Below are 13,779 nucleotides of genomic sequence, written 5' to 3' on the forward strand. Positions count from 1 at the left end.
ACCCTCCATTGCTCCTCACCTATTTGGCGAGAAGCGGATAGACGCAACGCACTGCTTGTTGAGGTCACGCAAATGTTGTCTGCCAGACGCACAGGGTCTGGCAGACCTGCGTCAGGCAGCGGCCAGATCAACCAGACCGATCAGTCCTTCTTCCGTGCCAAAACCCAGCATGCAGCCATCTGCGCTATAGGCCAGAGCACTTATGGGACCATTACCGCCCAAGGAGACTGGTAGCACTCGTTCCGTGGCAGGTTCAATCATAAGCACCGTACCATCGGCAAATCCTGCTGCAACAACTTCCTGTTCAGGATGAAACGCCACCCGGGTGCAGAGGGCACCACCGGCACCGGGCAGTTCCGCAGGTGGTTTGCCCATGGGGCCACCACCAAAGAACGGCCACATGACCACGACATCCGCCCCGCTGGTAGCCAGCCACTTGCCGTTGGCGGAAAAGGACATGGAACGGACCTTGGTGGGGTAGCCGCTCATGCGGATATTGTGGCCATCAGACAGCCGCCAGCCATGCAGATCATTGTCCTGCATGGCAGTGACCAGTGCCTCACCCTGCGGGTGCATGGCTATGCCAATGTGACTGCCTTTCCATTCCAGCAGGCGTGGATTGTCACTCTTGGACTGCGTGTACCACAGCGAAGCGCCGTTATAGTGTGAGGCCGCAAGCCGCTTGCCCTTGGCGTCAAACGTGATGCCCGACACAGAAGAGGGGTGCTCAAACGTTTTCAGCACGGTTCGTCCCGTAGCATCCCGCAGTTCAACCTGTTTGCCCATGGCAGCCGCAATGTAAGACGTTTTATTGTCCACATAACTCAGCACATGCTCCACCCATCGGCGGCTTTTGCCCAGTTCCTCAATCTCCCCGTGCATGTCCAGTCGGCACAGGCGGCCATCATCACCACCTGTCAGAAACCCATGTGGGTCTGTGTCAGGTGTTACGGAAAGGGCTGGGCCATCATGCACGGCATAGGTGGCCCAGCTTGCCGCATCGGTCAGATCGCTCCGATGCGCCACAATCACGTCACCCTCGCCTGTGGTGAAGGCAAAGCGTTGATGATCGCGGGAGGCAGCGCAAGACGTGATATGGCCTTCCACCACGCGGGATGCGCCGCGTTTTTCAATCAGGCCACGCAGGGTCAGGGTCTCGCTCATGCTACGGCACAGCTTTCAAGCCCACGGCGGAGCTGGGGCCGGTTGAGGTTGCGGCCAATGAACACCAGACGGGAGTCTCGGGGTTCACCTTCTTTCCACGGGCCGATGTTATTGCCATCCGCCATCATGTGCACGGCCTGAAAGGCAAAGCGGTCAGGCTGGCCCTCAAAATTCAGAATCCCCTTGGTGCGCAGAATGTCCGCTCCTTTTTCCTGAAGCAGTGCGCCAATCCACATCTGAAATTTGCCTGCATCCAGCGGGGTCTTCACCGTCAGGGAAACGCTGCTCAGATCCTCTTCATGGTGGTGTTCCGGGTTTTCCAGAAAGTCCGGCATGTGTTCCAGAACGCGCTGAAGATCAAAGCCACCGCGGTCCATAACGTCCGTCAGCTTCACATTGCCTTTTTGGGCACGGTGGATGGGGGCAATGGCATTGATGCTGCGCAGGGTGTCTTCCACCTGTTTCAACTGTGCATCATCCACCAGATCTGTCTTGTTCAGAATCATGACATCGGCAAATGCAATCTGCTGATGCGCTTCCGGGCTTTCCTTCAGGGTTTGCAGGATATTCAGGGCATCCACCACCGTCACCACAGCATCCAGCCGTGTTTTGGCGCGTACGTCTTCATCCGCAAAGAAGGTCTGGGCCACGGGGGCGGGGTCTGCCAGGCCCGTGGTTTCAATAATAATGCCGTCAAACTTGCCACGGCGCTTCATCAAACCACCCAGAATACGGATCAGGTCTCCGCGCACGGTGCAGCAGATGCAGCCATTGTTCATCTCGAACACTTCTTCATCGGCATCGACTACAAGGTCATTATCCACACCGAGTTCACCGTATTCGTTAATCACAACGGCATATTTGCGGCCGTGTTCGGCGGTCAGAATATGGTTGAGCAGGGTGGTTTTGCCAGCACCCAGAAAACCCGTGAGCACGGTAACAGGAACAAGTGCGTCCTGAGTATCAGAAGGAAGGGGCGCATCAGACATGAATAACAGGGCCTCCGTTAACAGAAACAGGTGTCATTCATATAGGGCTCGGGGCGGCATCACACCAGAGTAGGGGAGAAGCTGCCTTGTTCAGGAGGGACGGGGAGGTGGTTCTTGGCTGTCTTCGCCAGTTTTTTGGCAGGAAGCGATACGAAAAGAGGCCTGTTAGAAAAAATCAAAACGAATCGCGAGTGTTAATAGTTTTGCTAACTTTAAATTAATAATTTGGAATTATGTAAATCAAGGACGAAATTTTTATGTATTAATGAAAGGTTAAGACATGGCCGGTGCTCTCGTTAAAATCAATGCAGGGGTTGCTACTGTATACAGTAGTGGCGATCTGTCATCATTAGCTGGTGTTTCGGCACTGAGTGCTATTGTCGTAACCAAAAATGCGGATACGCCAGCAGGCGATAATGTTGTTGTCGATCTGTCGACCGGATTGGCGGGTGTCAGTGCAATTTCTTCCATTACCGTACAGAATGGTGCAACAGCCAAAGTGGGCGGAGGACTTCTGGATGCAGGGGTTGCAACCTCTCTCACTGTCAATGGCGGAATACTGGATTTGCAAGGCAGTGTTATTGGCGCAAAAGTCCTTAATACTGTTACAGTTGGTCCCGCTGGTGGCGAAATTAAAGTTGAACCTACCGGATTGTCGCTTGGTGTGTTGAGCCTGCCAGTGTCATTTGTTGATACGAATGGGAACACAACGACAACCATTCCCAAGAATTTTGTAATGGATTTTCCAAGCAGCAGTTCAATTCCTGCGTCGTACAACCCACTAACAAACACAACGACAATTGGCGATGGTGTCAGTTTGCTGGGGATTCTAGGGATTGGACGAGCGATTACATTGTCTGGAGACCCCTTTGATCTAAGGAATACAGGAACCCATAACTGGAGTGGTAATTACAGCAAGAATTTTACTCAGTCTGATGGCAATGGTGGCGTAATTACCTGCTTCCTGCCTGATTCCATGATCCGCACTCCCGAGGGAGATGTGGCTGTTCAGGATATTTGGTTTGGAGACAGTGTTGTTGCTTACGTGGATGGGCAGCAGCAGGTTCGGAAAGTGGTGTGGGCTGGCAAGGCGCACGTTACAGTCAAGGCTGGTTTGCCGGACGATGAAGCCGGGTATCCGGTGCGTATTCTGAAAGACGCGCTGGCGGAAGGTGTCCCCTACAAGGACATGCTGGTGACACCAGAACATTGCCTGTTCTTCAATGGTCTGTTTACGCCTGTGCGCATGCTGGTGAATGGTGCATCCATTTTCTATGATCACTCCATTACCTCTTACGATTACTATCACATCGAAACCGAGCAGCATTCCGTTATTGTGGCGGATGGTATGATGACAGAAAGCTATCTGGATACCGGTAACCGGGGTTCTTTCCGGCAGGAAGGCACTGTTGTCAGCCTCAACGCTGGTTCCCACAAGACCGTTCGTACATGGGCGGAAGATGCTGCTGCGCCGTTGGTTGTGGATCCGAGTGTTGTGGAGCCGATTTTCCGCAAGATTGAAGCCCGTGCAAAGCATGCCGGAATTGAAGCTGTTACCCCGGCACCCGTTCTGACCAATGATGCTGACGTGCATCTGGTGACAGAAAACGGTGCTATTATTCGTAAGGCTCGTGAACAGAACGGCAAAGTGTTCTTCCTTGTGCCCCCCGGTGTTGAGCGCGTGTGGCTGGCGTCTCGTACAAGCCGCCCGGCAGACACAATTGGTCCGTTTGTGGATGATCGGCGTCAACTGGGTGTTCTGGTGAGCAACATCAGCCTGCAGGAAGGGGTTGGTGCGGCCCGTCAGTTGGAAACAATCATGCAGGATGCAGACTTGCAGGGTTGGCATGGTGTGGACGCTGGCCACAGCATGCGCTGGACGGCAGGATGTGCGGAAATTCCACTCAGCGGGCGTAAGCCGGGTGCGCTGGCTATGTTGAGTGTGCGGATTGTTGCTGCAGGTCCCTATGTGCTGGAAGACGTGCAGACGGAACAGAAAATTGCCAGCGTGTAAAACCTGTTAATCTTTAGGCATCAAAACAGAAAAGGGGAGCGCTGTTAACGCAGCGTTCCCCTTTCTGTTTATGGGCCTGTTATCCCGTTCCGGAAGGTGAAATCAGCGTGCTGTATCTGTGGCGGTGGAGGGGCGGGTGGACATGCCGGGGCGTGGGTTGGCGGAGCGCAGGAATTTTACGGCCAGTGCGCCGTAAAGAGCGTGGCTGCAAATGGCACGGGAAACACCAAACGCCAGAAAGGCGCTGGCCAGCAGCGCCAGTGTGACCTGCTGGTTATCGCACATTTCCATCACAATAACTGTTGCTGTAAGGGGAGACTGGGTCACGGCGGCAAAATAGGCCACTGTTCCCAACAGAACGACGGCTCCTGGTGTGGTGTGGGGCAGAAACTGTGCAATCCAGCCACCCATACCAGCGCCAACGGAAAGGGAAGGGGCAAACAAGCCGCCGGGAATGCCGGAACAATAGGAAACAATGGTAGCAACGCATTTCAGCACAAAGTAGGAGGCCGGGTAATGTTCGTCTCCCATAATGATATCACGCGCCTGGAGATAACCCGTTCCGTAGGTCATGCCGCCAGACAGAAGGCCAATCACAGCCAGAACAAGGCCGCACAGCGCAGCAAAAGTGATCGGCCAGTTTGCAACGAACTTGCCGAATTTTCCAGGAATACCTCGTGAAATTCGAATAAGCAGGGCAGAGAACATGCCACCGCTTACCCCACCCATAATGCCGCAGGCCAGAACAGCCAGCCAACTGATGCCAACAGGCACCACAGAATCCGTATGCCCGAAATAGGTGTAGTTGCCGACCAGAGCAATGGCGGTTACCCCCGCCAGAACCACACAAGTCAGCATGGTGCCACTGGTGCGCTGTTCGTAGGAATGAGCCAGTTCCTCAATTCCGAATACAATACCAGCCAGAGGGGTGTTAAAGGCTGCCGCAACCCCGGCTGCTCCCCCTGCCTTGATGAGCGCATGCTGCCGTACCGGATCATTGATGCCGATAAATCGTCCTACCGTGTGCATGATGGAAGCGCCAACCTGTACAGTTGGTCCTTCTCGCCCGATGGAAGCGCCGGACAGTAGCCCGAGTGATGTGAGAAAGATTTTGGCGATGGCGATTTTAAGAGAAAGAACACGGTCCACAACCCGGAAATCATGCAGATGCATGCAGGCAATGGCCTGAGGAATACCGCTGCCCTGTGCCCCCTTGAACCATTTGCGTGTCAACCACGTGGAGAGCGCGAGCCCTCCTGGGGTGACAATCAGCATAAGCCAAGGGCTGAGCGTGATAATGTGGTTTCTCAGGTCTGCCGCTTTATCGGCAAGCGCGGCGAACGCAACTGCGATGATCCCGACCATAACCCCGCCGGACCAGTAAATGAGTTTGCGCCGCCAGTTGACGGTGCCTGCTTTGGCCTGCTCCCGGATATGGCGGAGATGAGCAGAGGTGGCGGTCACGCTGGCGGGCATGAGACTATCCTGAAAGTCCGAGGAAATATTAGGGGCCTTGTAACATGCTCGTTCCATGAAGGAAGCAAAGTCTTTCCTTGTCGAAAGGCTTTATGAGCCAGACGCACATAGCGTGGAGTGTGTCATGCTTGCAGAGGGACGCGGGCCCAGGCGTGACCAGAGGGGTATCAGGCCGCTTTACTGGCCAGATGCTGTGTCTGGCCGAGGCCAAAACACAATCCCTTCATGCTTGGCCTTGTTGTCCGGCTCTACATGGATATGGACCAGCGTATTGCCCATTTTGCCCTCAAGCGCATTTTCAATCCGGTCACAGATCTCGTGCGCTTCATGCACGCTCATGCTGCCCGGCACGACCAGGTGGAAATCAAGGAAGGTCATGGCCCCTACCACGCGGGTACGGATGTCATGCGCTTCTATGGCCCCGCGTCCGTTATCGGCAATGACCTCGCGGATCTGATCCAGCGTTTCAGGGTCTGGAGCCTGATCCATCAGCCCGGCAATGGAGTCTTTCATCACGTTCCAGCCTACCCGGAGCACGTTCAGCGCAATCAGCCCAGCCAGCACGGCATCCAGCCGTACCCAGCCTGTCAGCGGAATTAGCAAAATACCGACCACCAACCCAACGCCGGTCCACACATCAGAAAGCACATGTTGGCCGCCTGCCACCAGAGCAGGAGAGCGGCGTGCGCGTCCTGCCTGAAGCATGGTCAGGCCCCAGCCCAGATTGACCAAGGTGGCAATGCCGTTCAGCGCTACACCTGCATAAGGAGCTAGTGCGGGATGAGGGTGTAACCACCCTTCTACAGCTTCCCGCCCGATAATGAACGCTGTCACCAGAACCATAGTCCCTTCCGCCACGGCGGAAAGATATTCGGCCTTGTAATGGCCATAGGTATGGTTGTGGTCAGCCGGACGTTCAGACACAGCCAGAGCCCACAGTCCCCCGACCGCTGCGACCACGTTGATGATGGTTTCCACGGCATCGGAATACAGCGCCACGCTGCCGCTAACGGCCCATGCGGCGTATTTCAGCCCCAGCGCGACAAGACTGATAACAAGGCTGCACGCTGCAATACCTTTGTTGCTTTCGGGTAGGGGGAGACGCAAGGTCAAAACAGGCGGAACCCTTTATACGAAACACATGTGAGAGAGCGGAAAAACGCAGTCAGACAGTATGCGGATCAACCAGATGGCAGGAGGGCGCGTAGCAGGCTTCTTCAATCTGCACGGTGGGGTGGGCAATATTGAAGCGTGAGCGTAGCCCCTCAACCACATTCTGCAACAGGGCCGTCTGGGCGGCGGAATTGATGGGTGGTGTGGAGACCAGCACCAGATGGACCGTGAGGGCGGTTTCGGTTGTGCTGATCGGCCAGATATGCAGGTCATGAAGATCTGCCACAGCGGGAATAGTGCGTAGAAAATCTTCCACGGCCGCATGGTCAATGGAGCGGGGTACGGCATCCAGCGCCATATCCACGGAATCGCGCAGCAGGCCCCATGTGGTCAGCACCACCAGCGCGGAGATGGCCAGACTGACAGCCGGGTCTATCCAGTTCAGGCCGGTCAGCAGAACCAGACCGCCAGCAATCACCACCGCCAGAGAGGTAACGGCATCCGCCATCATGTGCAGAAAGGCACCACGAATGTTGAGATCGTTTTTCTGGCCAGATGCGAACAGCATGGCGGTGCCGCCATTCACCAGAATGCCTATGGCTGCCACAATCATGACGGTCTTGCCCGCCACCGGGCTGGGTTCCAGTAGGCGGCCAAGGGATTCCCACGCGACCCCGCCTGTAACAACCAGCAGGATCACGGCGTTTGAAAGGGCTGCCAGAATGGAGGAGCGCCGAAGGCCATAAGTGAATCGGGCCGAGGGGGAGCGTTTGGACAGTTTTTCCGCCAGCCATGCAGCGGCCAGTGCCAGCACATCGGACAAATTATGGCCAGCATCGGCCAGCAGCGCCAGAGAATGGGAGAATACGCCCCACAGGGCTTCAGCCGCCAGATAGACCAGATTCAGAGTGATGCCGATAGCAAAGGCTGTGCCAAAGGAAGCAGGCGCATGAACATGATGATGGCCAAATCCGTGGTGGTGATGGTCGTGGTCAGCATGATCATGATGGTGATCATCATCATGATCGCTCCCGGTAGCATGCGCGTCATGCGTATGATCATGGGTATGGAGATCAGCCGAGCCATGGGGCTGTTCTGGTTCGGCGTGATCGTGCGCGCAGGCCTCATGCCCGTGGTCCAGATGATCAGACTCATCCTGCTGGCCAGTGTGTGCGTGGGCTGGCGTTTCAGTGCCTGTTGGCGCCCCTAAGGAGTCCTGAGGCCCGTCAGCGGTCTGTTTCGTTCCGTGGTGGTAGCCTGCGTGATCTGTGTGGGGCGTGGTGTGGCCAGAATCCTCAGGAATAGGCGTTGCGGCGGGGGCGGTTCTGTTCGTGTTGTGCGGGTTCTGTGGAGTGGTGTCGGCCATGAAACGCTACATCCTTGCGGGCTGGAGTGCCACCATACCGTTGCGTTCAGACGCTGTCCGGCATAGGAAGCCCGGGCTCCCTTTTTCTGAATTTTTTGTACTATCACATCTGATGAAGGTCACGCCATGCTCCGACTGACCGAACTGCGGCTTCCACTCGATCATCCCCCCCAAGCACTGGAGGACGCGGTGCGCGAGCGCCTTGCGCTGGCTCCGGATGAGCTGGAAAGTGTCAGTGTGTTTCGGCGCGGGCATGATGCGCGGCGGCGGAGCGCCATCAAGCTTGTCTATACTGTGGACTGCGTGGTGAAGAACGAAGCCGCTGTCCTGGCGCGTTTTCGGGCAGAGCATCCCACCAACCCTCACGTGACCATAGCGCCTGATATGGCTTGGCGGCAGCCGGTGGCAGCGGAGCAGGGGGCGGTGCTGGCGGCAAAGCCCGGTTATAAACGGCCTGTTGTGATTGGTGCTGGCCCCTGTGGGTTTATGGCTGCACTGATGCTGGCCCGCATGGGGCTGCGGCCTTTGCTGCTGGAACGGGGCAAAGTGGTGCGGGAACGCACGGTGGATACGTTTGCCCTGTGGCGGCGCGGGGAGCTGACGCCGGAAAGCAACGTGCAGTTTGGAGAAGGCGGGGCAGGAACGTTCTCGGACGGTAAGCTGTACAGTCAGGTGCGGGACCCACGCTTTCTGGGCCGCCGCGTGCTGGAGGAGTTTGTAAAAGCCGGTGCCCCGGAGGAAATTCTCTATCTGGCGCACCCGCATATTGGCACGTTTCGGCTGGTTTCCATGGTCGAGCATATCCGCGCAGAGATTGAAGCCGCCGGAGGGGAATATCGCTTTGGCACCCGTGTGGACGGACTGGTTCTGGAGGATGGAACACGCCGGATAAAAGGCGTGCGCACGGCTACTGGTGACGTGATAGAGGTGGATCATGTGGTCATGGCCGTGGGCCACAGTGCCCGTGATACGTTTGCCATGCTGCGGGACGCAGGTGTGGAAATGCAGGCCAAGCCGTTTTCCATTGGGGTGCGGATTGAACACCCGCAATCGGTCATTGATACCGCCCAGTTCGGGCCGAGTGCAGGCAACAAGCTTCTGGGTGCGGCAGAATATAGGCTGGTGCATCACGCCAGTAACGGACGCGGGGTGTATTCTTTCTGTATGTGTCCCGGTGGCACGGTTGTGGCGGCTACGTCCGAAATCGGGCAGGTGGTTACCAACGGGATGAGCCAGTATTCCCGTGCAGAACGAAACGCCAATTCCGGCATGGTGGTGGATCTGCGCCCCGGTGAGGATTATCCGGATGATCCGCTGGCTGGCATTGATTTCCAGCGCCATTGGGAGCGACAGGCCTTTGTGGCTGGCGGCTGCAATTACAACGCTCCCGCCCAGCGTGTGGGGGATTTTCTGGCCGGACGACCTTCCACCACATTGGGGAATGTTGTGCCATCCTACAAACCCGGCGTAACACCCACGGATCTTTCAACCTGCCTGCCTGATTTTGCAGTGGAAGCCCTGCGGGAGGCGTTGCCGCGTTTTGATCGGAAGCTGCGCGGGTTTGCTATGGAAGACGCGGTCATGACTGGTGTTGAAACCCGTACGTCCTCTCCCGTGCGCCTGCCGCGCGGGCAGGACGGGCAATCTGTAGGAACGCCCGGCCTTTACCCGGCAGGAGAAGGAGCCGGATATGCGGGCGGCATTCTTTCCGCCGGGATAGACGGCATCCGTATTGCGGAAGCAGTGGCGCTGGATATGGCAGGTCGTCCGGTGGAAGGGCTCGGGCTGTAACGGGACAGCCCTTATAATTTCGAGAACTCTTCCACCAGTTCTGCAAACCTTCTAGGGGCATCTGCATGCACCCAGTGGCCTGCGCCGCTTATGGTTTCCAGCGTGTAATGCGGGAAGAGTTTGCGCATGACAGGATAGTTGCGCGGCTGGATGTAGGGAGAAATTTCTCCGCGGATAAACAGTGTCGGACCATTATAAACGCAGGTTTCGGGCAGATCAGGCCATCCCATGATGGCTGGAAGCGAGGACATGATCTCATCCAGCCCGATCTGCCAGCCCGGATGCTCCCCTAACCGCATGTTCTGGATCATCAACTGGCGTACGGATTCATTCGGGATAAGGGGGCGCAACAGCGCGTTTGCACCGGCAAGATCCAGCGAAGGGGGAAACTCCAGATTTTCCAGCCCTGTGGGAATGTCCAGACGGGTAAAGCCACCTTGCGCGGGGGCGATATCAACAACCACCAGACTATGAACCTGCGTAGGGTGGGTTAGAGCCAGCATCATGGCTGTTTTACCACCCATGGAATGCCCGAGTATCATCGCCGGCAGCGCGTTGTGGTGCTGCAATGTTTCCAGAACATCGTCCGCCATGGCCTGATAACTGACCGGCCCATGCGGGCTATCTCCATGGTTGCGCAGGTCAAGCGCCAAAGTGCGGCGTGTGGTGGCCAGCCGCCGTTGTACAAAACCCAGATTCCGGGCGCGCCCGAACATGCCGTGCAGAAGCGCAATGGGGGGCAGGTCCGGGGTGGCGGCGGCGTCTTCTGGGCCTCGTTCAATCACATTCAGCAGCACGATGTTCTCTGGTCCTTATGTCTTGAAGCCTCACTATGCATGGATAGGCCCTGCTCTGATTTTTGCGCATCCTGCCGGGAAAGGCGAGGGGGTAAAGACTTGTTTTCTCGTCACCTTCTGGAGAGAGGGGTTAAAAGAAAGCAGAATAAGCGCGATCAAAGCCGGTTGGCGGGTGAACAAGGTTAAAGAAGCAGATGCCTTGCTGGCGAAAGGACTGCTGGTGTGGGTGGTGGGAGGCTGCCTTTTTGTGAGCCGTAGTAAAGGTGGGTTTTTCTAGCAGCCATTATTTCAGACGCAGAGTGGTGAGGCTGCATATGGCTCTTTTGAGAGAGATATGCAGAATTTGGTGATGAGATATGCTTTGCGGTGGACTGGATACTGTAACCGTCAAGAAGTTCTGGAAATAAAAAGGTTTTCCCGGAAATAAAATTTTTTTTATGCGAATGAGAATTGGAAACACTTAAATCCTGCTTACTAAAAGCACTTGCGAATAATTATCATTCATGGATAACAGCGCAATTCCATTTTCTTAAAGCGGGTGTGCGGTTCATGCGTGTCTATAGTGTTCGTCGGCGTCTCCGTCCTGCGCCATTAGCTGTGGGTTTGACCTTGGGATGTACCGCAGCGTTCTATATGGCTGAGGATCAGGCGGCGGCCGCACGTGGCCATTCTCTGGCTGATGCAAAAACACCCGGGCACCGTGATCATAAAAAAGGAACGCACCGGGATCAGGCTGGCGTAAAAGGAGCGCCGGTTTCTGCAACGGCTCCTTCTGCACCGGAGGGTACCAAAGCCACTCTTGCCAACGCCAAAGGCAAGGGGCCCGCTTTGGTAGCCGACAAAGGCGGCGCAGAGGCTGAGGAATGGACTGTTACAGCCTCTCCCATGAACACATTGCGGACTCCTATCGGCTTGAGCCGTATGCCGCAGGATGTTTTGCATACGCCGCAGACCATTGATGTTGTGCCGCAGATTGTCATGCAGCAGCAGAATGTGAAATCTCTTGATGAAGCCTTGAAAAACGTGCCGGGAATCACTGCCTCAGTTGGTGAGGGAGAAGGCGGCATGGCGGGGGATCAGTTCCTCATCCGTGGCTTTGCCGCGCAGAATGACATTTACGAAAATGGCTTGCGTGATTTTGGTGTTTATACCCGTGACAGCTTTGATTATGACCATGTAACAGTAATCAAGGGTCCTTCTTCCCAAGTGTTTGGTAATGGCACAACCGGGGGTGCTATCAACATTACAACTAAAACGCCTACAGCCGGAAACCATGTTAACGCCAGCTTCTCTGGTGGCAGCGGGGCCTATTATCGCGGCACGCTGGATTTTAATCACAAGATTACAGACAGCATTGCATTCCGTATCACGGGTATGGGTAATGAGAGCAATATGGTGGGGCGTGATGCCGTTTATTCCCACCGCTGGGGTATTGCTCCATCCATTATTTTTGGTCTGGGTAAAAAGGTAAATTATACCATCGAGTATCTGCACCAGACTGACAACCGCGTTCCGGATTATGGGGTGCCGGTGGTTAAAAAACCGGGTAGCAGTTACGGAAAGCCTGTTACGGAATACGGCGTGCGCCGTACCAACTGGTATGGCACCACGTTTGATCAGGACAATTCAAACGTTGATATGTTGACGGGCCGCCTGCAATGGGAGGTCAATAAATATGTCACGGTTTATAATGATACGCGGGGGGGGCTTTATAGTCGCTACTTCTCCGCATCACAGGAATCCTGCAATGCGGCCTGTAATTCTGCACTTTTCTCATCTAATCCGCAGGCGGCTCAGGTCTCCCGCATTGGGGGCGTAGGGGGACCAAACCCTTACCAGCAAAATGACTGGTCAGTACAGAACGTGGCGTCTGCCGTGGCCAACTTTAATACGGGCAGCATCAAGCACCAGATGATTGGTGGCTTTGATATTGAGCATATTTATGATCGGCGCCAGAATTATGCTTATAATAATCCGGCCATTCGCCGCTGGGCCAATTTGCTGAATCCTGTTGCTTATATTCCGGGGCTTGATGTGGGTGTTGGGTCACTTAATCCCGGAAATCTTGTGAATATTCCAAACGGAGTGGGCCGTAAGGAATGGAAGACAAGTGCGGCAACAGATGTTGGAGCATTCTTTTCAGAACAGGCATGGTTGACGCCATGGTTCTCCATCAAGGCCGGGTTCCGGTGGGACCATTGGAGCAGTAATTATAGCGCGACCGGAGGTGTTGCCAGCACGTCTGATACGCATCTGGGCCAGAAGCAGGATACGTTTAACCCCAACGTTAGCCTGATGTACACTCCCAATGATCATACCATGGTGTACTTCAACTGGGCGGAATCCACCACACCGCTTGGCTTGTATGTCACGAACAGCTCGGAGCCGCTTTCTCCCAAAAACTCCAAGTTTGAGCCAGAACGCAGCAGGCTTTATGAACTCGGTGCCAAATATTCGGCTTTTCATGATCGGATTGGCTTTACGGCTTCCGTTTTCCGTCTGGAAAAAGGAAATTCGATCCTGACTGACCCGAGCAGTGGGCAGGTAACGGATTCTGGTGATACGCAGCGCAACCAGGGTATTGAATTGAGTGTATCTGGTCAGATTTTGAAAAACTGGAACATGATTGCCACATATGCCCGGTATGACAGCAAGACCACCGGCGGGACACTGGCGGATATTGGCAAGCAGATTCAGTATGTTCCACGAAATCAGGCGACTGTGTGGAGCACTTATGAAATTGCCCCCAAGACACCCTATAACCTGACTCTTGGTGGTGGCGTGACGTGGCGAGAAGGTGTGTTTCTTGATCCGGCCAATACGGCCCGGGTTCCGGCTAACGTGGAATTTGACGCCGTGGTTTCTCATCAGTTCGGCTCACATTGGAGAGTGGCCATGAATGGTTACAATCTCGCCAATCGTTTGAACTATGGCAATCTGTTTAGTAATCGCGTGACACCCTCCATCGGGCGTGCGTTCCTGTTCCAGCTTTCTGCTAATTATTGAGCTACGTTCCCCATCCAGAGAGAATTCCTCTCACATTTTTCCAAAAAAAGCGCCGGACAAAGT

Annotated in this window: 10 protein-coding genes; 4 read left to right on the forward strand and 6 right to left on the reverse strand. The window is 55.3% G+C overall.

Translation table 11 applies throughout. From position 1 onward, the window contains the following. Nucleotides 1-111: 111 nt before the first annotated feature. Both AD944_RS15450 and AD944_RS15455 read right to left on the reverse strand, forming a co-directional pair. A complete protein-coding gene (locus AD944_RS15450) occupies nt 112-1,164 on the reverse strand; it encodes a WD40 repeat domain-containing protein (protein ID WP_045542988.1) in 1,053 nt (350 codons plus the stop codon). Continuing rightward, the gene (locus AD944_RS15455; RefSeq protein WP_045542989.1) at nt 1,161-2,153 is read right to left on the reverse strand and encodes a CobW family GTP-binding protein; all 993 of its coding nucleotides are present in this window, start codon (nt 2,151-2,153) and stop codon (nt 1,161-1,163) included. Before AD944_RS15455 ends, AD944_RS15450 begins: the two co-directional genes overlap by 4 nt. Nucleotides 2,154-2,433: 280 nt before the next feature. Between AD944_RS15455 and AD944_RS15460 the strand changes: the two genes are divergently transcribed. After that, entirely contained in the window at nt 2,434-4,167 is a 1,734-nt protein-coding gene (locus AD944_RS15460; protein ID WP_082741283.1) for a Hint domain-containing protein, read from the forward strand. A gap of 102 nt (nt 4,168-4,269) precedes the next feature. On the opposite strand, the gene AD944_RS15465 is transcribed toward AD944_RS15460, so the two are convergent. From AD944_RS15465 to AD944_RS15475, 3 genes are all read right to left on the reverse strand, one after another. Next, nucleotides 4,270-5,643 (reverse strand): chloride channel protein, encoded by a 1,374-nt coding sequence (locus AD944_RS15465; RefSeq protein WP_045542990.1) that lies wholly within the window; start codon nt 5,641-5,643, stop codon nt 4,270-4,272. 177 nt (nt 5,644-5,820) lie between these two features. Further along, entirely contained in the window at nt 5,821-6,756 is a 936-nt protein-coding gene (locus AD944_RS15470; RefSeq protein ID WP_082741284.1) for a cation diffusion facilitator family transporter, read from the reverse strand. 52 nt (nt 6,757-6,808) lie between these two features. After that, nucleotides 6,809-8,122, reverse strand: coding sequence for a cation diffusion facilitator family transporter (locus tag AD944_RS15475; RefSeq protein WP_236709266.1), 1,314 nt, complete (start codon nt 8,120-8,122; stop codon nt 6,809-6,811). A 126-nt stretch (nt 8,123-8,248) separates the two neighbouring features. On the opposite strand from AD944_RS15475, the gene AD944_RS15480 reads away from it, so the two are divergent. After that, the gene (locus tag AD944_RS15480; protein ID WP_045542991.1) at nt 8,249-9,913 is read left to right on the forward strand and encodes an NAD(P)/FAD-dependent oxidoreductase; all 1,665 of its coding nucleotides are present in this window, start codon (nt 8,249-8,251) and stop codon (nt 9,911-9,913) included. 11 nt (nt 9,914-9,924) lie between these two features. Here AD944_RS15480 and AD944_RS15485 read toward each other — a convergent pair whose 3' ends face one another. Beyond that, nucleotides 9,925-10,710 carry an alpha/beta fold hydrolase gene (locus AD944_RS15485; RefSeq protein WP_045542992.1) on the reverse strand — a complete coding sequence of 262 codons (786 nt, stop codon included), beginning with the start codon at nt 10,708-10,710 and terminating at the stop codon, nt 9,925-9,927. Nucleotide 10,711: 1 nt separating this feature from the next. Between AD944_RS15485 and AD944_RS15490 the strand changes: the two genes are divergently transcribed. Beyond that, the gene (locus tag AD944_RS15490; protein ID WP_045542993.1) at nt 10,712-10,987 is read left to right on the forward strand and encodes a hypothetical protein; all 276 of its coding nucleotides are present in this window, start codon (nt 10,712-10,714) and stop codon (nt 10,985-10,987) included. 272 nt (nt 10,988-11,259) lie between these two features. Then, nucleotides 11,260-13,716: a TonB-dependent receptor gene (locus AD944_RS15495; RefSeq protein WP_045542994.1), complete on the forward strand. Its 2,457-nt coding sequence runs from the start codon at nt 11,260-11,262 to the stop codon at nt 13,714-13,716. Nucleotides 13,717-13,779: the final 63 nt, after the last annotated feature.

The sequence above is a fragment of the Acetobacter tropicalis genome (assembly GCF_001580915.1).
In the GTDB taxonomy this organism is placed as follows: domain Bacteria; phylum Pseudomonadota; class Alphaproteobacteria; order Acetobacterales; family Acetobacteraceae; genus Acetobacter; species Acetobacter tropicalis.